This window comes from Bacillus manliponensis, assembly GCF_000712595.1.
Classification (GTDB): domain Bacteria; phylum Bacillota; class Bacilli; order Bacillales; family Bacillaceae_G; genus Bacillus_A; species Bacillus_A manliponensis.
The window spans coordinates 112,510-131,612 of record NZ_JOTN01000003.1 but is presented as its reverse complement, the minus strand read 5'-3'; the positions used below and the strand labels follow the sequence as shown (position 1 = coordinate 131,612).

At 35.1% G+C, this 19,103-nt stretch carries 17 protein-coding genes; 9 read left to right on the top strand and 8 right to left on the bottom strand.

Features of this window, described 5'->3' with window-relative positions:
- Positions 1–125: 125 nt before the first annotated feature.
- The 5 genes from spmB to BAMA_RS04650 all read right to left on the bottom strand — a co-directional run bounded on the left by spmB (position 126) and on the right by BAMA_RS04650 (position 4,075).
- The gene (spmB, locus tag BAMA_RS04670; protein WP_034636609.1) at positions 126–656 is read right to left on the bottom strand and encodes a spore maturation protein SpmB; all 531 of its coding nucleotides are present in this window, start codon (positions 654–656) and stop codon (positions 126–128) included.
- Positions 653–1,249: a nucleoside recognition domain-containing protein gene (locus tag BAMA_RS04665; RefSeq protein WP_034636607.1), complete on the bottom strand. Its 597-nt coding sequence runs from the start codon at positions 1,247–1,249 to the stop codon at positions 653–655. The genes spmB and BAMA_RS04665 overlap by 4 nt, the downstream gene beginning before the upstream one ends.
- Positions 1,242–2,363 (bottom strand): D-alanyl-D-alanine carboxypeptidase family protein, encoded by a 1,122-nt coding sequence (locus BAMA_RS04660; protein WP_034637131.1) that lies wholly within the window; start codon positions 2,361–2,363, stop codon positions 1,242–1,244. The genes BAMA_RS04665 and BAMA_RS04660 overlap by 8 nt, the downstream gene beginning before the upstream one ends.
- A 170-nt stretch (positions 2,364–2,533) precedes the next feature.
- A complete protein-coding gene (locus tag BAMA_RS04655) occupies positions 2,534–3,448 on the bottom strand; it encodes a superoxide dismutase (RefSeq protein ID WP_034636605.1) in 915 nt (304 codons plus the stop codon).
- Positions 3,449–3,586: 138 nt separating this feature from the next.
- Positions 3,587–4,075 carry a YpuI family protein gene (locus BAMA_RS04650; protein WP_034636603.1) on the bottom strand — a complete coding sequence of 163 codons (489 nt, stop codon included), beginning with the start codon at positions 4,073–4,075 and terminating at the stop codon, positions 3,587–3,589.
- 602 nt (positions 4,076–4,677) lie between these two features.
- Here BAMA_RS04650 and mprF point away from each other — a divergent pair.
- Positions 4,678–7,254 (top strand): bifunctional lysylphosphatidylglycerol flippase/synthetase MprF, encoded by a 2,577-nt coding sequence (gene mprF, locus BAMA_RS04645; protein ID WP_034636602.1) that lies wholly within the window; start codon positions 4,678–4,680, stop codon positions 7,252–7,254.
- A 2-nt stretch (positions 7,255–7,256) separates the two neighbouring features.
- On the opposite strand, the gene BAMA_RS04640 is transcribed toward mprF, so the two are convergent.
- Positions 7,257–8,030, bottom strand: a complete 774-nt coding sequence (locus tag BAMA_RS04640; RefSeq protein WP_034636599.1) for a hypothetical protein — start codon at positions 8,028–8,030, stop codon at positions 7,257–7,259.
- A gap of 198 nt (positions 8,031–8,228) precedes the next feature.
- Here BAMA_RS04640 and deoD point away from each other — a divergent pair, with 198 nt between their 5' ends.
- From deoD to BAMA_RS04620, 4 genes are all read left to right on the top strand, one after another.
- The gene (deoD, locus tag BAMA_RS04635) at positions 8,229–8,933 is read left to right on the top strand and encodes a purine-nucleoside phosphorylase (RefSeq protein ID WP_034636597.1); all 705 of its coding nucleotides are present in this window, start codon (positions 8,229–8,231) and stop codon (positions 8,931–8,933) included.
- Positions 8,934–9,292: 359 nt separating this feature from the next.
- Positions 9,293–11,122, top strand: coding sequence for a sensor histidine kinase (locus BAMA_RS04630; RefSeq protein ID WP_034636594.1), 1,830 nt, complete (start codon positions 9,293–9,295; stop codon positions 11,120–11,122).
- Positions 11,123–11,220: 98 nt separating this feature from the next.
- Positions 11,221–11,751, top strand: coding sequence for a tyrosine-type recombinase/integrase (locus tag BAMA_RS04625; protein WP_034636592.1), 531 nt, complete (start codon positions 11,221–11,223; stop codon positions 11,749–11,751).
- Between the two features lie 369 nt (positions 11,752–12,120).
- Entirely contained in the window at positions 12,121–12,315 is a 195-nt protein-coding gene (locus tag BAMA_RS04620) for a DUF3924 family protein (protein ID WP_034636590.1), read from the top strand.
- Positions 12,316–12,580: 265 nt separating this feature from the next.
- Here the strand turns inward: BAMA_RS04620 and BAMA_RS04615 are convergent, their stop codons facing one another.
- Complete coding sequence (locus BAMA_RS04615) at positions 12,581–13,426, bottom strand: DUF72 domain-containing protein (RefSeq protein ID WP_034636589.1); 846 nt, start codon at positions 13,424–13,426, stop codon at positions 12,581–12,583.
- Positions 13,427–13,536: 110 nt separating this feature from the next.
- Here BAMA_RS04615 and BAMA_RS04610 point away from each other — a divergent pair, with 110 nt between their 5' ends.
- On the top strand, positions 13,537–13,977 hold the full coding sequence (locus tag BAMA_RS04610; protein WP_034636586.1) for a hypothetical protein: 441 nt from the start codon (positions 13,537–13,539) through the stop codon (positions 13,975–13,977).
- 50 nt (positions 13,978–14,027) lie between these two features.
- Here BAMA_RS04610 and BAMA_RS04605 read toward each other — a convergent pair whose 3' ends face one another.
- Positions 14,028–16,067 carry a transglycosylase domain-containing protein gene (locus BAMA_RS04605; protein ID WP_034636583.1) on the bottom strand — a complete coding sequence of 680 codons (2,040 nt, stop codon included), beginning with the start codon at positions 16,065–16,067 and terminating at the stop codon, positions 14,028–14,030.
- Positions 16,068–16,375: 308 nt separating this feature from the next.
- On the opposite strand from BAMA_RS04605, the gene BAMA_RS04600 reads away from it, so the two are divergent.
- From BAMA_RS04600 to BAMA_RS04590, 3 genes are all read left to right on the top strand, one after another.
- Complete coding sequence (locus BAMA_RS04600; protein WP_034636581.1) at positions 16,376–16,996, top strand: DUF47 domain-containing protein; 621 nt, start codon at positions 16,376–16,378, stop codon at positions 16,994–16,996.
- A gap of 12 nt (positions 16,997–17,008) precedes the next feature.
- Positions 17,009–18,007, top strand: coding sequence for an inorganic phosphate transporter (locus BAMA_RS04595; protein ID WP_034636578.1), 999 nt, complete (start codon positions 17,009–17,011; stop codon positions 18,005–18,007).
- Positions 18,008–18,125: 118 nt separating this feature from the next.
- Positions 18,126–18,926 (top strand): sulfite exporter TauE/SafE family protein, encoded by an 801-nt coding sequence (locus BAMA_RS04590; RefSeq protein ID WP_034636577.1) that lies wholly within the window; start codon positions 18,126–18,128, stop codon positions 18,924–18,926.
- The last annotated feature ends 177 nt before the right edge of the window (positions 18,927–19,103 follow it).

Sequence of the window (19,103 nt, the reverse complement as noted above, 5' to 3'; positions counted from 1 at the left end):
TTATTTTCTCACAATAAATGTTCATTATTTTGTCAAAAATACACCATGAAAAAACCACTATTAAGCACATACTTAATAGTGGTCATCTTTTCATTATAAGCGAAAGGCGACTACAAATGGAAGGGTTATTGAAACATTAGCGAAACAAATACAAGTGAGCATACAATACCAATAAAATCAGCAAACAATCCTACCTTTAGCGCGTCACCCATTTTTCGTATTCCAACTGCACCAAAATATACAGTTAAAATGTAAAATGTCGTATCTGTACTACCTTGCATTGTTGACGCAAGTCTTCCAATGAAAGAATCTGGTCCATATGTTGCAATTAAATCTGTTGTAATGCTAAGACCTGCAGATCCAGAAATTGGGCGAATAAGAGCTAGTGGGACAATTTCCGCTGGTACGTGGATAAAATCTAACGCTGGCTTTATAACACCTATCATCGCATCTAGTGCACCTGATGCACGAAAAATAGAAATAGAAACGAGCATCCCAACCATAAAAGGTAAAATAGAGATGGCAATTTGAATGCCCTCTTTCCCCCCCTCTACAAACGTTTCATATGTTGGCACTTTTTTAATTGTCCCATATAAAAGAATAAATCCAATTACACATGGAATGACCCATAACGAAATTGTATTTACAATGCTCATTTTTTTCGCCCCTTTTTACTTCGTCTTTTATAAAAATAGCGGTCAATCCAAATGGCTCCAATCATTGATAACACTTGAGCAATAAATGTCACTCCAACAATTTCCGTTGGATTGGCTGAATCATACGTCATTCGAATTGAAATAACTGTCGTTGGAATTAATGTAATTGCTGACGTATTTAGCGCTAAAAACGTAATCATTGAGCGACTTGCATAATCTTTTCCACCATTTAATTCTTTCAAATGTTCCATCGCTTTAATGCCAAGCGGTGTTGCTGCATTACCTAAGCCAAAAAAATTCGCCATCATATTTGATAAAATAAATCCCATTGATGGATGATCTTTTGGTATTTCAGGAAATAGCTTTTTGACAACTGGCATAAAAAATGTGACTAACTTCTTTAATAATCCCGCTTCCTCAGCAATTTTCATTAAACCAAGCCAAAACACAAGTACACTAATTAATCCAATACAAATTGTTACCGCATCTTTTGATCCATCAAAGACAGCTTTATTTACTTCCTCCATCGTGCCATTTATCATCGCATATACAATACCAATTAACGCCATTGCCACCCATACGAGATTAACCATCAGTCCCGACACCTAACATATGAGAAAATACTTCTTTAAAATCGGTCCAAAATAAACCCGTGGTCGCAACTAATTTTTGCTTACTATAAAATATGTTACGCTCACCAAGTTCCTTGCCATCTAAATAGAGAACGGCTCGCCCCACTTTCTCTCCATCTTTAAGCTTCGCTGTTTTATCAAACTCAATCCCTAATGTTACCTCGTCTCGTTCATCTTCTGCTAACGGCAACAATAAGCTATTTTTCGTATAGACATGATTCACATAGTTTTGTTCCTCTACTCCAGAAAGTGCACCTTTTTTTAACACCATTGTTTCTTTATATCTTTTAAACCCTTCATTAAATAAGTACATATGATCATTCCAATCACTAGACGCATGAATCGTTACAACAATTAAATCCAGTCCGTCTTTTGAAGCAGTTGTCACAAGTGTTCTTCCTGCCTTCTTCGTAAATCCCGTTTTACCTCCTGTAGCATACTCATATTTAAATGTCACAAGCTTATGCTTATTTTTCCATGGATAATCCCATGCTTTTGATTGGTATGATTTTGTACCAAAAATTTTTCGAAACTCCTTATAATTCATAGCATATCTCGTTAATAGCGCCATATCATACGCCGATGAATAATGTTCCCCATCACCATCTAGGCCATGTGGATTAGAAAAATGCGTATTTTTCATACCAATTTCTTTTGCTTTCTCATTCATCAAATACACAAACCCTTCCATACTTCCTCCTACATGCTCAGCAATAGCTTGTGCAGCATCATTACCGGACCTGAGCATTAAACCGTACACCAAATCTTCTAAGGGAACTTTTTGCCCTGGCTTTAAATAAATTGCTGAACCTTCCACACGCACAGCATTATTACTAATAGATACCGTATCTTGTAACTTCCCAGATTCAACAGCCAATAGTGCTGTCATAATTTTTGTTATACTTGCTATTTTTTCTTGATTATGTTCTTGCTTTGCATATAAAACACGCCCTGAGTGTTGCTCCATTAAAATGACATTGCGAGCGCTTGTTTCATTTATTTGTGCATATGTATAACTCGGAAACATACTTACACATAAAAAAATAAGAGCCACTACAATACATGTTTGCCTCATATATTCACGTCCTTTTGGTACTTTTTGTACAAGTGTATGCTTGGACATTTAAAATATGAATGAGGAATTGAACTTCTCTATCTAAAGAAAATCATCGATTCCTAAAGCTACTTCACTTAGCAGTCACAAAAACAATTTTTACAAACGAAAAAAGACGCATATAGATGCGTCTAATAAGGTACCCATTGAAGCTCTTTTGCATTTTGAAATCGTTTCATTACATCATCCCAATTCACAACATTCCACCAGTTTTGAATATATTCTTCTTTTCGATTTTTATATTGTAAGTAATAAGCATGCTCCCAAACATCGATTACTAAAAGCGGAATTGTATCCCACTGTGTAAACAGTTGATGAAGTGTACTTTGTAAAATCTCTAAACGCCCAGCCCTAGGAGCCCACACAAGAATTGCCCAACCTGATCCTTCAACTTTAGAAGCAGCTTCTGTAAAATGTTTTTGAAAGCGTAAAAAACTTCCAAAATCTTTTTCAATTTGTCTCGATAAGTCTCCTTTTGGTCTACCTCCCCCACCTTTTTTCATATTGTTCCAAAAAATTGTATGCAAATAATGTCCCGAACCGTGAAAAGCCGCCTCTCGCTCCCAATGTTTTAATAAATCATATTGATTTGTACTTCTCGCTTTTTCCATCATATTCTCAGCTTTATTTAGTCCTTCAACATAGCTTCGATGATGTTTATCATGATGTAACATCATAATCTCTTTCGAAATATATGGCTCTAACGCATGATATGGGTAAGGAAGAGGAGGAAGCGTATGTCCACCAATTGGTACAGAAGGGGAGGCGTAGCTTCTTTCATATACAGCATAATGCCTCGAATCCACAGTTAATGCTTCCTCTAGATAATGCTGTATATGTTCCACGTCATCACTAATCTCATATACAAACTCTACATCACGCTCGCAATTATCCTCTCGAATCCGTTCTAATAACATTTGAATTTTAGAGGCAAGCATGTGTACATCATACACTTCAGCTGCTCGGTTATCTAACACATGAAGCACACTTTCACACCAATGCTCCACCTCATGAAAATAATCTACAAATACTTCTTGCTGTCCCATATGTCACCTCCTCGGTGCTACTTTAAATGTATTCAAAATAAAATTTGTATATGCCGCCGTAAAACAGAAAAGAAACCTACAGAATAACTTTCCTTTCCCTGTAGGTTTCTTTTCTGTTTTAGTAAGAAATCTCATTTATTACTTTTGTACCATCTTCGTATGATAGTCTGTCTCATAATACTCTAGTTCCTCACGCATTTCTTGAAACTTTCCTTCTAAATGTTTCATAACATTCTCTATAGAACGCGGCGGCTTTTGTTGAAATGTAATTGAATTTTTTCCTGTATAAGCAGAGCGACTATTTTCATACCAATGATCATTTTTAGGTGAAAAGAATTCTGCAATCACTTGATGATAAATTTTATACAATGTACGTTCTGCTGCACTTTTACGAAACGGCTGCCCATGCTTTAATACAAGACAAGCGTCTAATCCCTCTTCACAAAACACAAGTAAGCGTCGTAAAGATGCTAATAAGCCCGCACAATAATTTGAATCCCCATCCTCACATTCTTCTATTAAAGCAGGTAAAGTATGATAATTGACGTAATCTGTCATAATCATAATAACTTCTTGTAAAAAAACCGTCACTTGCTCCGTTTGATTCTCCACCATGGAATTCGACATCTTCATTCCTCTCCTTCGCCTATTTTGGCTCAATGCCTTTTTGTCCTTCTAAGTAACAATTTAATTTATGTAACTTACATACGATATGCGCTATTTTTCTATATAACAAAATAAGTTCAAACACTTTCCCTATTTTTTCTGCGAGAAAAAAGCACCGCCATAAACGTAAATATATGTGTTCTCTTCGATTTAAAAACCTCAATTTCCTTCAAAAGAAATGAAAACTTAAATTTTTTATCCCACATTAACAGGCTGGCAATCAAAGGGATGAAGTTTCACTCTACCTCCTCTGTTACACAAACACCATTTATACAAAACGGAACACCTACCTCTTAGCAAAAAAAGCGGGCTTTTTCCTTTTCGTTTTTCAATTCAGCTTTTTATTTTCCTTGAAATTTGTCATAATAAAAATATTGTCGCAGTTTTTCATCCCGCTATTTGCGGTCTGTAAGACTCCCACCTCAAAAGTTAAGAGAATACGAAGAAGTTTAGGTGGGAGATTAACAGCCTGTAAATACCCAATTGGTCGGGCTAACACTCAGTGAGGAGATGGAGCGCCCAACTGAGTGAAGTTTCACTTTATACAAGGAGAGTTGTATTTTATGTCGTTCTCATGGAAACGCATGCTACAAATCGGAAAAATTATTTTCCCTTTTGTTATATTAACAATTGTATTTTTTCAAGCACGAAAAGAATTAGCTGGTATCTCGTTTCAAGAAGCAATAGAAACGATAAAAAACATTCCAACAGGTGGATTTTTCTTAGCAATTACGCTCGGCGCATTAGCCGTTTCTACTATGTTCTTTTACGATTTTGTGATGCTCCGTTCATTGCGTGCAGATGTGCCGATTCAAAAAATATTTAGAGTTTCTTGGATTTCAAATACGTTAAATGGTTTTATCGGATTTGGAGGACTTGTTGGAGCTGGCATACGTACAATGTTATACAGACCGCATGTAGAAGAAACTGGTAAGCTTATTAAAAGTATCGCTTGGATGACAACTGCATTTATTAACGGATTAGCCATTTTATCATTTCTTGGGCTAATCAAAATTTTAGATACAGGCATCCTTTTACAGGAAAAACCTTGGTTATGGCCTGTTCTCATCTTTTTCGCCTTGTTTGTACCACTATACATCGGCTTCTCTAAAATAAAAAGTCGAAAAACAAGAAAGATAGATGCAGAAACAGAAGAGAAAAACCCAACCATTCTTTATTCAATCGTTTCTCTTGTGGAATGGCTTTCTGCTGGAGTTGTGATGTATGTCATTTTAATTTTATTTGGCATCGAAGTACCATTCCAAGCATTTCTTGGTGTATTTGTTATCGCTGCATTAGCTGGTGTTATTAGCCTTGTACCAGGAGGACTTGGTTCCTTTGACCTTATTTTTTTACATGGTATGGAACATTACGGAGTAGATACGGGTGTCTTATTACCTGCTATGTTACTCTATCGTCTTGTCTATTATATTTTGCCATTTGGACTTGGACTCATTTTTGCCGCGTTTGAAATGACTGGTGCTGCTCTAAAAAAAATAGAAAACAAACCTTTCATTGCACCTGCTCTTGAAACGACGGGAGTTATTTGGACACTTCAGCGTGATTTTATTAGCAAACTAGGCCCTTGGGCTTCTGCTGTTTTAACTATTTTTGCTGGTATTATGGTCATTTTATCAACAATATTACCAACAAGTACAACTCGAGCTGATGCTATACATATTTTAGTTCCAAAACAACTTATTGAACTTTCATTTAGTCTATCATTAACATTTGGTATTTTACTCGTTATTTTGTCACGTGGTATTTATCACGGTACGAAGCGCTCTTATTACATGACGATTATTTCTCTGATCGGCGCTGCTATTTTTAATACGTTAAAGGGAATTGACTTAGAAGAAACATTTATTTTACTAATTGTACTAGCTGTATTATATATGCTGCGTAAACGGTTTGTTCGCGAGAAAATGGAAGTTACATTTTCCGATATTGTAAAAGTACTTTTACTTTTACTCGTTACACTCTATCTTTATAAAAATATAGGAATTATTTTTGCAGAAGCAAAAGAAGTTTTCCAGCCTGATTTTGTTGTACGAGACATCGAGCAAGTACAACGGAGTGCACTTGCTGCAGCACTTTTTGTTCCTATTTTCTTACTGATTGGCTCTATTATTGCAAATCGTTACCGTTCATCCTTTCCAGGACAACCTGCGAACGACAAACGACTGCAAAACTTTTTAGATTCGTACGGTGGGAATGTATTAAGTCACTTAGGTTTTTTAGGTGATAAACAATTTTTCTTCAGCAGTGATGGAAAGGCTCTCCTACTGTTCTCTCCTGCTGGTAAGCGGCTTGTTGTGCTTGGAGATCCAATTGGCGATCCATCTTCATTCCGTAAAGTACTAGAAGAGTTTCTTAAAGAGGCCGATCGATTCGGTTATATTTGTGTCTTTTATCAAATTGAAAGTAAATGGATGAGCTTATACCATGATTTTGGTTATAACTTCTTTAAGTTAGGGGAAGAAGCTGTTGTTGATTTACACACGTTCACGATTTCAGGAAAGAAACGAGCCGGCCTTCGTGCAACGTTTAACCGTTTTGAGCGAGAAGGTTATACATTCGCTATTCACGAGCCACCATTTTCTGATGATTTATATAATGAATTACTAGAAGTATCAAACGTTTGGCTAGGTGGAAAAAAAGAGAAGGGATTCTCTCTTGGATACTTTAACCGTGAATATATTAACCGAGCACCTGTCGCAACTTTATGTGATAATACCGGAAAAATCATTGCTTTTACTACGTTTATGCCGGTTTATCAAGATGGTGAGCTATCTATAGATTTAATGAGATATTATCCCGATGCACCAAGTGGTATTATGGATGCAATGTTTATCCATTTATTCCACTGGGCGAAAGAAAACAATTACAGTTCCTTTAATATAGGAATGGCTCCGCTTTCTAATGTCGGTCTCTCAGCTCACTCATTTTGGTCGGAACGTGTTGCAGCTGCTATTTTTAATAACGTTCGTTACACATATAGTTTTAGCGGTTTGAGACATTTCAAAGAAAAATATAAACCCACTTGGAGTGGTAAATATTTAGTATTCCGAAAAAATCACTCCCTTCCCATTACGATGCTTGCTGTTACAAAGTTAATTGGAAAACGAAAAGAGAGCTGACATTAGCTCTCTTTTCGTTTTTTCACTTGTAATGTGAACTCCTGTTCATGTTTCTTTCCGTTTATATAAAAAGTACCCCATATTTTATATATTCCCTCTACTGGAAACGTGATATAGTACTGTAATTGTCCACCTTCTTCACTTACTGGCACTGCATATAAAAAATGCTTTCTCTCATCATCAACAATAGAAAGCGAGGCTTTTTCACCAGCATTAGAACGTAATCTAAGTTTCTCCCTTTCTTCTGTTTGAAATTGAAATGTTAATGTCGCTGCTTCATTTTCATATAATGTGCGAAATAACAATGATGCTTTATATTCACCTATCTTTTTTGTGAGGAGCGCATCTGTTTTTGATACAGGTTTCGTTTTTAATTGCTTGTCTCCTTTTATAAAAATTTTTTTCGCAAATTGCTTTACTGTTTCCTCATCATTTTCATATAAAAACACGGTATATGAGCCTTCTTTTTTTGGCTTATACGACATTTGATATGTTCCGTTCCCTGAAAACCGTGGGTTGATATGCTGAATTGTTTGTAATTGTTCATCCGTTATAACTGCTAAAATATGATCATTTACCCCTAAAACCTCATCTCCACTTTGATCATACAACTGAAACTTAATGTTCACACTTTGATTACTTTCTTTATTCTTTATATCCCACTTTACCTCTTCAATCTTACCTGTTGTTTTTGCTACATTCTTATATTTTTGCATGTAAAATCCACCAATAACAATTAACAATAACGCAATCATTCCTATTACAAGGTTTTTCATGCAATCACCCTCGCATTTTCTTTAAATTGTAACATAATTCAGAAAAGTCAACATATAAAAATCAATTATTGTTTGTAATTCCATGAGAAACACTATTGAAAACGCTCAACATCGTGTATACTACAAGAGTAGTTCATTTTATTCGACAACATTCGCACTATGGGATGGTGTTGATTTTACATAATAAGGAGGCAGATTATGAGCGTTCATATTGGAGCAAAACAAGGTGAAATTGCTGAATCTATTTTACTACCAGGAGATCCGCTACGTGCGAAATATATTGCAGAAAACTTTTTAGAAGACGTGACATGTTATAACAATGTTCGTGGTATGTTAGGATTCACTGGAACATATAAAGGAAAGCGCGTATCTGTTCAAGGTACAGGTATGGGTGTCCCTTCTATTTCGATTTATGTGAACGAATTAATTCAAAGCTATGGCGTGAAAAACTTAATTCGCGTTGGAACATGCGGTGCGATTCAAAAAGATGTAAAAGTACGCGACGTTATTATCGCAATGACATCTTGCACAGATTCTAACATGAATCGTTTAACATTCCCTGGATTTGACTTCGCACCATGTGCAAACTTTGATTTATTAAAGAAGGCATATGATGCTGGTACAGCAAAAGGCTTACAAGTACGTGTTGGTAACGTATTAACTGCTGATGTATTTTACCGCGAAAGCATGGACATGGTGAAAAAACTTGGAGAGTATGGCGTACTAGCTGTTGAAATGGAAACAACTGCACTTTACACATTAGCAGCAAAATACGGTGTAAATGCTTTATCTGTACTAACTGTAAGTGATCACATCTTTACAGGTGAAGAAACAACTGCTGAAGAGCGTCAAACAACATTTAATGAAATGATTGAAATTGCTTTAGACGCAGCTATTCAATAATTACGACAAAGAACTCGTCATACGTCCGGCGAGTTCTTTTATTATATTTTACTTTTCCTATACAAACTATAGAAATACAAGCTAGATTTCTCCCTATATTTTATGTATTCGTTTGTTATAATAAAGTGAAACTTCACTTAGTGGAGATTTTCTCCATCTCCCACTGAGTGTTAACCCGTTAATGCGGGATAAAGTAAAACTTTCAGCGTGAAACTATCCTTCTCACTATGTATAGAGTAAACTCATCAGACCATTTATAAGTAAGTTTTCTTTTAGGTCATGGGGTTTGCTAATTTTTAAAGTAATCATTACCGCTCGCTGAAACAATGAAACGCAGCTATTATTTGAGAGGTGAAGAAGTGAAAAAAAGAAGCATTGTTTTCAAACTTTTTCTATTAACATCAGCACTTTTTACTGTTACATTTTTACTCTTTTTTATTGGTCAATCACTATATCTTGAAAAGTTTTATAGCAGTAAAAAAATCCAAACAGTCCAAACAGCTTTTGAGAAATTTGTGGCAGGTTATGAAAAAGAAGGTATAACATTTGAAGAGGTTACGAAGCTAAAACGTGAATTTCAAGAAACAACAAACTCCGATCTTGTTTTACTAGATGAAAATGGAATTATTAAAGATGAAAATACTTATTATATTGAAATAATCGATAGAGACCGTGAAACATTTTTTATTCCATTAAATAACATTTTAACGAGTGAGCAATATATTTCCCTTATGAAACTAAACTTACAACCTGCTGATCGTATTATAGTATATGGAATACAGAAGAGAGATATGCTCATCCCTATTACAATTAACAAAGGGCAGCAAACTTGGCGCAATGACCATATCATATCAGACTCTAAAGCATTTGGGGTTGAATGGAAAATCGAAAAAGGTAACCCTTATAGAAAAGATCTTGGACTTAGCATTGAGGGGCGTCCAATAGAAGGTACCATATCTAAGGTACACCTTCCTTCAAAAAGTGACTTCCTTCTTGCAAATAATGTGGATACACTGCAAGCTATACAGCAATGGAGCATTTCTGTCATGCTTGGAAAATCAAATATAGATGAACCAACAACGCTTATATTAGGTGATGAAGATGATGTAAAAGGACAAATTTTCGTACAACCGATATTCGAAAAAGGAGAAATAAAAGAGTATGCCTTTGCTATGACATCATTGCAGCCGGTCGATGAGGCGATGCTTGTCTTAAAAGATTATTATGTGTATGCTTTAATTGTTGTCTTTATTGTCATTATTTTATTATCCTTTTATTACTCGAAAATCATTGCAAAACCATTAATTAAAATCAATCGTGTGACTCGAAAAATGGCAAACTTTGATTTTTCCGAAAAGCTTCCGGTATCAAGCGATGATGAAATTGGTGGATTATCAAGCAGTATTAATAAATTATCAGTCAATTTAAAAGATCGTATTGATAAATTACATGTTGCAAATACAAAATTACAACAAGATATTGAGAAGGAACGACGACTAGAAAATACACGTAAAGAATTTATTTCTGGTGTATCACATGAATTAAAAACACCTCTTAGTGTGATACGTAGCTTTGCAGAAGGAATTCAAGATGGTGTTAGCAAAGATACAACATACTATACAGATGTCATTTTAGAAGAAACCGATAAAATGAATCGATTAATTATCGAAATGCTAGAACTTGCTAAACTCGAGTCTGGTACGTATAAATTACAAATGGACACCTTCTCAATTGGAGAATTGATTCAGCAAGTTTATACAAAATTATCCTTTAGTATTGAAGAAAAACAATTACAAGTAAACATAGATGTTGATTCCAATATTATTGTACAAGCAAATCGCAGCCGCATTGAACAAGTTGTTGTGAACTTGCTCAGTAATGCAATTCGCTATACACCTGATAATGAACAAGTTCAAATTCGTTTATTAGACGATGAAGATCGAGTAAAAGTAGAAATTGAAAATAATGGGACACCAATTCCAGAAGAAAGCCTAAATCGAATATGGGATCGCTTCTATCGATTAGACGCATCGCGTAGTCGACATACAGGTGGAACAGGTCTTGGCTTATCTATTGTAAAAAATATTTTAGATCTACACCATGCAAACTACGGTGTATATAATAAAGAAAATGGTGTTGTCTTCTATTTCGATTTACAAAAATATAAGGACGACGAGAATTTGTCCTGATTTCACGAGGAGTTCACACGAAATTCACATACTCCCTTTATAGTAATAGGTAAGTTAATCCTTTCCTTTACATACACATAAAGAGGAGAGTGCGTAAAATGAAAAAAGCAGGACAACCTATTCAAAATGAAAAACAATTAGAAACAATAAAAAATATACTATTACAATCATCAAAGCGTGATGCATTATTATTTGTATTAGCTGTTAATTCCGGATTAAAAGTTAGTGAAATTTTACAGCTAAAAGTCAATGATATTATGGACGAAAATGATAATGTTCGTCACTCCATTTTATTCTACAATGAAAAAATGAAAAAACATAAGTGGTTTGCTGTAAACGAAGAGTTACAACAAGCTATTGAAGATTACATGAAAGATCGAAAGTCGTGGCGCCGAAATGAACCGCTCTTAAAATCTCAAAAAGGTACAAAATCTATTACGAGACAACATGCATGGTACATTTTAAATAAAGCCGCAAAAGAAGTTGGTTTAGAAGGGATTAGCTCACATACACTTCGAAAAACATGGGGATATTGCGCTTATAAATCTGGTGTAGATATTGCATTTTTACAACATTTCTTTGAACACAATACCCCATCAAAAACATTAAAGTATATCGGTATCGCCTAAAGATACTGATAAAAAAAGACCGCTATAGCAGCGGTCTTTTTCCATTTCTCTCTCGATTAGTGAAGCATTTATATGCTGTTTATCTACCGCCTTACCTTCTTCGTATCCTCATAAATTTTGAAATAGAAGTATTACAGCACATGGATGCGGAATAAAGTGAAACTTCACTCAGTGGGGTCTTCATCCCCCACCGAGTGTTAGTTGAACCAATCGGGCTGTAAGATTCCCACCTAAAATCCTCTAAGTTTTGAGATGAGAATCTTACAGCCCGCAAATAGCGGGATAAATGAAAGCATTTTCATTAAATCTATTCTCTTTTCTTGTATCTCTTATATTGTAATGGTACTCTAATAATTGGGAGGGAGAAATATGAACACACTAACAGTTGAACTACCGGTAGAAACATTAGAGAAGTTGCATTTATTACAACAAGCATACAAAAAGAAAACAGGTGCAAGTATTACAGAAAGTACACTTATTCAGTCGCTAATCTCCAAAGAGTTTATTCAAGAGATTACACCATTTGATTTACAACAATATGTACAACAAGAAGAACAGCGATAATTGCTGTTCTTTTTCTATTTTCCCTTCATTTACACTCTGTAACGGGCTAATCATTAATTAAGTGATACCCACCACTAATTAAAATTTCACTTTATTTTTAATAAATTTCAGAAAAAGTATTGACTTTGATAATGATAACCATTATCATTTATTACGAAGCCAACAATTGATGAATCAACCAAACGCTCAGTAACATTGTTACCCCTCTTTTTCATAACGAAGCCCATTGTACATTCCCCCTGTTTGTACAGTGGGCTTCGTTTTTTCATTCAAATAGGCGTAGCTGCTCTGGTTTAGGTTCTCCGTATGTAATACCCAACATATCCATAAGTTGTTTTGCATTATCAGCAGCGTCTCCACCAGAATTATTATTAAATAACAAATAAATATGCTTTGTTTGCCGTTCTAACTCTCTTAGTCTTTGTACCCATTCCTCTAGCTCTTGCTTATTGTAACGATATAAACACCTTACTGCTCTCCAATTTTCTCCCGTATGCAACCAGCCATGAACGTTACGTCCATGAAATCGAATTAATGTTACCTCTTCATTTGTAGCTTCTAATACGATAGGTACCGATCCTATACCAGCTTGTGGTTCATCACAAATCGTATGAATCCATCCCTCTTCTTTCATAAATTGTAATGTTCTCGCTCTAAATGGTGATTCGAACCATGTTTGATTACGAAATTCAAGCGCACATGGAAAACCTCTCATCTTTTCTTTCGTATACCGAAGAAAGTCCACATTTCTTTTTTTGCAATCAAACCAAGGTGGATATTGAAATAAAATCATTTTCAGCTTACCTGCTTCTTGTAACGGCGCAATAGATTGTTTAAAAATATGAAACATCTCATCTATACTAGAGAATGGAATGTCCCCTTTCATATGCCCTGTCATTCCTTGATACGCTTTCACAATAAATGAGAAGTTATCCGGTGTATCTGTAGCCCATTTCACGTAATTTCTCGTCGGCTGCATCGCATAAAAAGAACTATCAACTTCTACAATTGGAAAAGACTCACTATATGTCCGTAATTTATTTTTATTTTCATAAGTATCCGTATATAAAGACGGGTGATCTCCCCACCCTGTAAGTCCAACCGAAATCAATTTTCCTCCTCCTTCTCTCTTCTTTACATTTCTTTACTTTAAATTAACGCTTCCTTAACGGTTGTTTTGTATGATGATATTGAAACTTCATATGAAACGAGGGATGAAAGATGAAGCTTTTCTCATCAATACGCTTTTGGAATCTTTTTATGTCATTCATCATCTTTGGCTGTGCACTTTTTGTAATAGGAAAATACAATCAACCAAAAGCTGCAAAAGTAAATGATATTCCTCCTTATGAAATGATTTATACAAAACCAAATCATATCCTTCCTACCCTTTCTACAGAAAAAGAGAGAGTAGTCTTAAAAGGGATGCTTACAACCGATGCTTCTTCCTATGAACAACTTTATGCGATTGCAAAGCATATTCAAGGAAGCTATAAAGGAAAACAATTTGATACAATCGAACTGACTATCCATAACAATAATAATGGACAATATGAAGAACTTCCATACGAACCGATTAGCAAAGGAAATATTGTGATTCATTATACAACACATACAAATGCTCGTGATAATATAATTCTTCAATTAAATAACCGTCCTTAACGATGTAGGACGGTTATCTTTCATCTTCAACATATGAAAACAGAGCTATGTTAAAAAGGCCACCACTCTTTTAACTTATTAAGCCATTCTTGTTGCTCCTCTTCTCTCTGCTTTTCTTCTTCTAATCGTTTCTTTTCCTCCGCTTTTCTTCTTTTCTCTTCCTCAATTGTTTCAAGCTGCTTTGTATAATCAGCTACTGGTATAAGCGATAAATCAAAGGCTATTTGAGCTGGTTCTTGCACTGCTTTTTTCATAATATTATGGAACATTCTTGTTGTAATTTGTCCTCCGCTCGGAACATAATGTTCATTATCTGTTTTATCATATCCAACCCAAATCGCTCCAACTATATCCGGTGTATAACCGACAAACCAAGAATCTTTTGCACCGCTACTTGGTCCACCTACGATTTGTGTTGTTCCAGTCTTTCCAGCTGTTTCTACTGATTCAAGTTTCGCTTTTTTTCCTGTTCCATCTTCAACGACACCTTTTAATAAATAAGTCATCTTTTGTGCTACTTTCTCACTCGTTACACGCGTTTCTTTTTTATACCACTTTCCAATTGTTTCTCCTTCTGCGTCCTTAATCTCACGAATGGCGTGGCCTTCTACTTGTACTCCATCGTTAGCAAACGTAGCATACGCTTGTGCCATCACAAAAGGTGATGTACCTGTACTCATCCCCCCTAAGGCGATTGGTGAATGTGCGCGGTCACTCTCTTCAAATGGTATACCGAACTTTTTTAATGCACTTACTCCTTTTTCTACTCCAATTTGATCTAATAACCAAACAGCAGAAGCATTGTATGAATTTGCAACTGCTTCATACATTGTTACATCACCATAAAACTGATGGCTACTATTATTAATAGGATGACCATTCACTGTAATCGGTTCATCTTTTAATAAATCGTATACTTCATACCCTTCTTCTAATGCCGGTGTATACACAGTAATTGGCTTTAATGTTGACCCTGGCTGACGCTTTAATTGTGTTGCATGGTTAAATTGTAAAAACTGATACGCTCCTCTTCCACCTATAAGTGCAGGAACCCCTCCAGTTTTCGGATTCATCAATACAATGCCTGTTTGCATCACTTGATCAGATGGGGATTTTGGAAAATAACTTTCATTATTCGCAACATCTTCAACAGCTTGTTGCATATTCGGATCTAATTCAGTATAAATATGGTATCCACCAGATAAAATTTCATTTTGGGTTAACTCATATTTATCCATTGCTTCTCTCACAATATAATCAACATATTGTGAATATTTCCCTTTATATTTATCCTCCACCCCACGCTTTAATGTAAGACCTACTGCCGTTTCTGCTTTTAATTGTTCTTCTGTAAGGTAACTTTGCTCATACATTAACTTTAAAACAATATTACGTCTCTCTATAGATTTATTAAAATTTTTATATGGTGAATATGTCGACGGAGCTTTAATTAATCCTGCTAACGTAGCAGCTTCTGAAATATTCAACTCATTTACCTCTTTATCAAAGTAAACTTTTGCTGCTTTCTTGATGCCCCAAGCACCCTCTCCAAAATAAATTTGATTCAAATACATTCCAATAATTTCATCTTTTGTATAGTTTCGTTCAATTTTCTTTGTCAAAAAATACTCTTTAAATTTTCTTGAAAACGTGCGCTCCTGCGTTAAAAACACATTTTTCGCCAGTTGTTGTGTAATTGTGCTGCCCCCTGCTACAACTTGTCCGGCTGTTATATTTTTAATTGTTGCATTAATAATTCCACTATAATCAATTCCACGATGCTCATAAAACTCCTTATCTTCTACAGCAATAACTGCTTGAATAACATGCTCGGGAATCTCCTCTCGCTTAATTCCTTCTATTTTTGAAGAAGATAATTTTGCAGCTACTTGTTCATCTTTATCATAAATAAGCGTTGGCTGTGGCACTGCTGTTTTTAAAGCCGATATATCCTGAAACGCAATAATGACATTAATTGCAATCAAAAGAAATATGACAAACCCACCTAAAAATAGAAGTGAATTTCGCAATTTTTTTCTTGTTTCAAACCAATTCGACATTTTTTTTATGTATTCGTTGTTCCATTTCATCCGGTCACTTCCTTTACCATTTTTTCAAATATATAGGTACAAATTACTTTTATCTTTACAAATTTTCTATGATACCACTGCAATTCGTCAAGTTTAAGCATAGTACGTTCGACTCATATTTTTTGCAAAAATGGGACATTCTATAAACAGAACATCATATTAAAAATTCTTTAATATTGCTAATTATTCAACAGTAATAATGTTAAGCTTTTGTAAACTTTCGATAAAACATTTGAAAAAACGACAACTTTTGATAGAATGAACTAGCTAATATTCTTTATATCATTTTTTTTGTTGGAGGTAACAACATGGTATTCAAATCGAAAAAAGATAAGTTTTCGGAAATGCTCGGTAATATTTCGGAAAATTTAAAAGAGAGCGCACAGTTTTTTGTAGAGTACAAAATTAAAAGTGCAAGCGATTTAAAAGAATTCTCCGTAAGAATGAAAGAATACGAAACGAAAGGCGACTCCTATATTCATGAGATTATTATGGAGTTAAACAAAGCGTTTATTACACCGATTGAACGTGAGGACATTTTACAACTAGCAATGAGTATGGATGATGTATTAGATGGCCTAGAACATTGTGCTGCGATGTTTGAAATGTATTCCATTACAGAAGCTGATGAATACATGATTAAATTTGTAGACGCAATCAATGCTTCTGCAATTGAAATCGCATATTCTATCGACTTAATGGCAAAGAAAAAGCTGCTTGATATTCGTACACATGCAATAAAAATTAAAGATTATGAATCAAAATGTGACGATATTTTAAGACACTCAATTAAGCATCTATTTTCTCGTGAACAAGATCCTATTAAAATTATTCAATTCAAAGAAATTTATGAGGAATTAGAAGAAATTGCAGACAGCTGTCAAAGTGTTGCAAACGTTTTAGAAACAATCATTATGAAGAATGCGTAAGGGGTCTTAATGATGGATACACTTTTTATTCTAACAGTTTTAATTGTCATTTTTGCTCTAGTCTTTGACTTTATCAATGGCTTTCATGACACAGCCAATTCAATCGCAACATCAGTTTCGACAAAAGCTTTAAAGCCACGTCATGCGATTATTTTAGCTGCTGTTATGAACTTCGTAGGAGCTATGACATTTACAGGTGTGGCAAAAACAATTACAAAAGATATTGTCGATCCTTTCACATTAAACAATGGATCCGTTGTAATTTTAGCTGCCTTATTAGCAGGTATTTCTTGGAATTTAATTACTTGGTACTACGGTATCCCAAGTAGCTCTTCTCATGCAATTATTGGTTCTATTGCTGGTGCAGCGATTGCAGCTGCTGGTTTTGGCGCGTTAAATTATGCTGGATTTTTAAAGATTTTCCAAGCATTAATTATTTCGCCAATCTTAGCATTTTCACTTGCATTCATTGTATATAGTATTTTTAAAATTTTCTTTAAGAACTTTAACTTAACCAAAACAAACCAGAGGTTCCGCTATTTGCAAATCGGAACAGCAGCTTTGCAAGCCTACACACATGGAACAAATGATGCTCAAAAAGCAATGGGAATTATCACGATGGCTTTAATTGCAAATAACTATCAAACATCAACTGACATCCCATTTTGGGTACAATTCTCTTGTGCTCTTGCAATGGGTCTTGGTACTTCCGTTGGTGGATGGAAAATCATTAAAACTGTCGGTGGACAAATTATGAAAATTCGCCCAGTAAACGGCGTAGCAGCGGATTTAACATCGGCTAGTATTATTTTCGGTGCAACACTTATTCATTTACCGGTAAGTACAACGCACGTTATTTCTTCCTCTATTTTAGGGGTGGGAGCTGCACACCGTGTAAAAGGTGTTAAATGGGGAACTGCTCAGCGTATGTTAATTACGTGGGTTATTACACTCCCTATTTCAGCTTCATTAGCAGCATTATTTTATTATATTTTAGATTTAATCTTCTAAATTCAAAAAAGTCGTCCTGATTTATATCAGGACGACTTTTTTGTGAACTTTCATTATTTCTTATAAAAACGTTGTATAATAAGGAATGTAGTTGTTACAAAAGAGGAGATGTTTAAATTTGGAATATTTCACATTGTTAATAATTGGTTTAGTAGCTGGGACAATTGGCAGTCTAGTGGGACTTGGAGGTGGGATCATTATTGTTCCTTTACTTGTTGGTTTACACAGCCTCTCTCCACAGTTGGCAGTTGGAACCTCTATTGTGACAATTGTGTTTACAGGACTGTCGTCCACTCTAACCTACATGAAGCATAAACGAGTCGACTATAAAAGCGGTCTTATTTTATTTATCGGGAGCGGTCCTGGCGGAATTGTAGGATCGTGGGCAAATAAATTTTTAAATGGAGATTCTTTCTCTTTATACTTTGGAATTTTTCTTATTTTTGTATCGATTATTTTAATGCTTCGTGATAAGATGAAGCCTCTCTCTTTAACAAATGCCTCTGTTATAAAGCGTACATTTGTAACAAAAGAAGGGCAGACCATTCATTATGAATTTCCACCTATTCTTGCAATTATCATCGCATTTTTCGTCGGTTTTATTTCTGGGCTATTTGGTATTGGCGGCGGAGCTTTATTAGTTCCAGCCATGATGCTTCTGTTTGCCTTTCCAGCACAAATTGCTGTTGCAACGTCTATGTTTATCGTCTTTTTGTCAGCAGTTGTAAGTTCTATTACCCACATTTCTTTAGATAATGTAAACTGGCTATATGCACTTATTTTAATCCCTGGTGCTTGGTTTGGTGGAAGGATTGGGGCTTATATTAATACAAAACTAAGCGGAAATGCCATCATTCATTTACTACGCATTACACTAATCATTATCGGTATAAGAATGATTGTAACTTCTCTCTTTTGACGCATTCTTCTTAATAGAATGCGTTTTTTTATCGGCTCCCGACATTCATCTCCCACTTCAAACAAACCGTAAGAGTATTAAGTGACGAGTAATTTAAGTACAAGAATATAAAAAGATGCCAAATACCATACTTAACAACGAGCATATTACCATTAAAATAAAATTTGATAGATGTAA

Bases quoted from the DNA above. Each gene is read 5' to 3' on its own strand.
- BAMA_RS04660 (WP_034637131.1), bottom strand. From the start codon at position 2,363: ATGAGGCAAACATGTATTGTAGTGGCTCTTATTTTTTTATGTGTAAGT.
- BAMA_RS04595 (WP_034636578.1), top strand. From the start codon at position 17,009: ATGGATACACTTTTTATTCTAACAGTTTTAATTGTCATTTTTGCTCTA.
- BAMA_RS04625 (WP_034636592.1), top strand. From the start codon at position 11,221: ATGAAAAAAGCAGGACAACCTATTCAAAATGAAAAACAATTAGAAACA.
- BAMA_RS04655 (WP_034636605.1), bottom strand. From the start codon at position 3,448: ATGGGACAGCAAGAAGTATTTGTAGATTATTTTCATGAGGTGGAGCAT.
- spmB (WP_034636609.1), bottom strand. From the start codon at position 656: ATGAGCATTGTAAATACAATTTCGTTATGGGTCATTCCATGTGTAATT.
- BAMA_RS04640 (WP_034636599.1), bottom strand. From the start codon at position 8,030: ATGAAAAACCTTGTAATAGGAATGATTGCGTTATTGTTAATTGTTATT.
- BAMA_RS04605 (WP_034636583.1), bottom strand. From the start codon at position 16,067: ATGAAATGGAACAACGAATACATAAAAAAAATGTCGAATTGGTTTGAA.
- BAMA_RS04650 (WP_034636603.1), bottom strand. From the start codon at position 4,075: ATGTCGAATTCCATGGTGGAGAATCAAACGGAGCAAGTGACGGTTTTT.
- BAMA_RS04610 (WP_034636586.1), top strand. From the start codon at position 13,537: ATGAAGCTTTTCTCATCAATACGCTTTTGGAATCTTTTTATGTCATTC.
- BAMA_RS04620 (WP_034636590.1), top strand. From the start codon at position 12,121: ATGAACACACTAACAGTTGAACTACCGGTAGAAACATTAGAGAAGTTG.
- BAMA_RS04665 (WP_034636607.1), bottom strand. From the start codon at position 1,249: ATGGTTAATCTCGTATGGGTGGCAATGGCGTTAATTGGTATTGTATAT.
- mprF (WP_034636602.1), top strand. From the start codon at position 4,678: ATGTCGTTCTCATGGAAACGCATGCTACAAATCGGAAAAATTATTTTC.
- BAMA_RS04600 (WP_034636581.1), top strand. From the start codon at position 16,376: ATGGTATTCAAATCGAAAAAAGATAAGTTTTCGGAAATGCTCGGTAAT.
- deoD (WP_034636597.1), top strand. From the start codon at position 8,229: ATGAGCGTTCATATTGGAGCAAAACAAGGTGAAATTGCTGAATCTATT.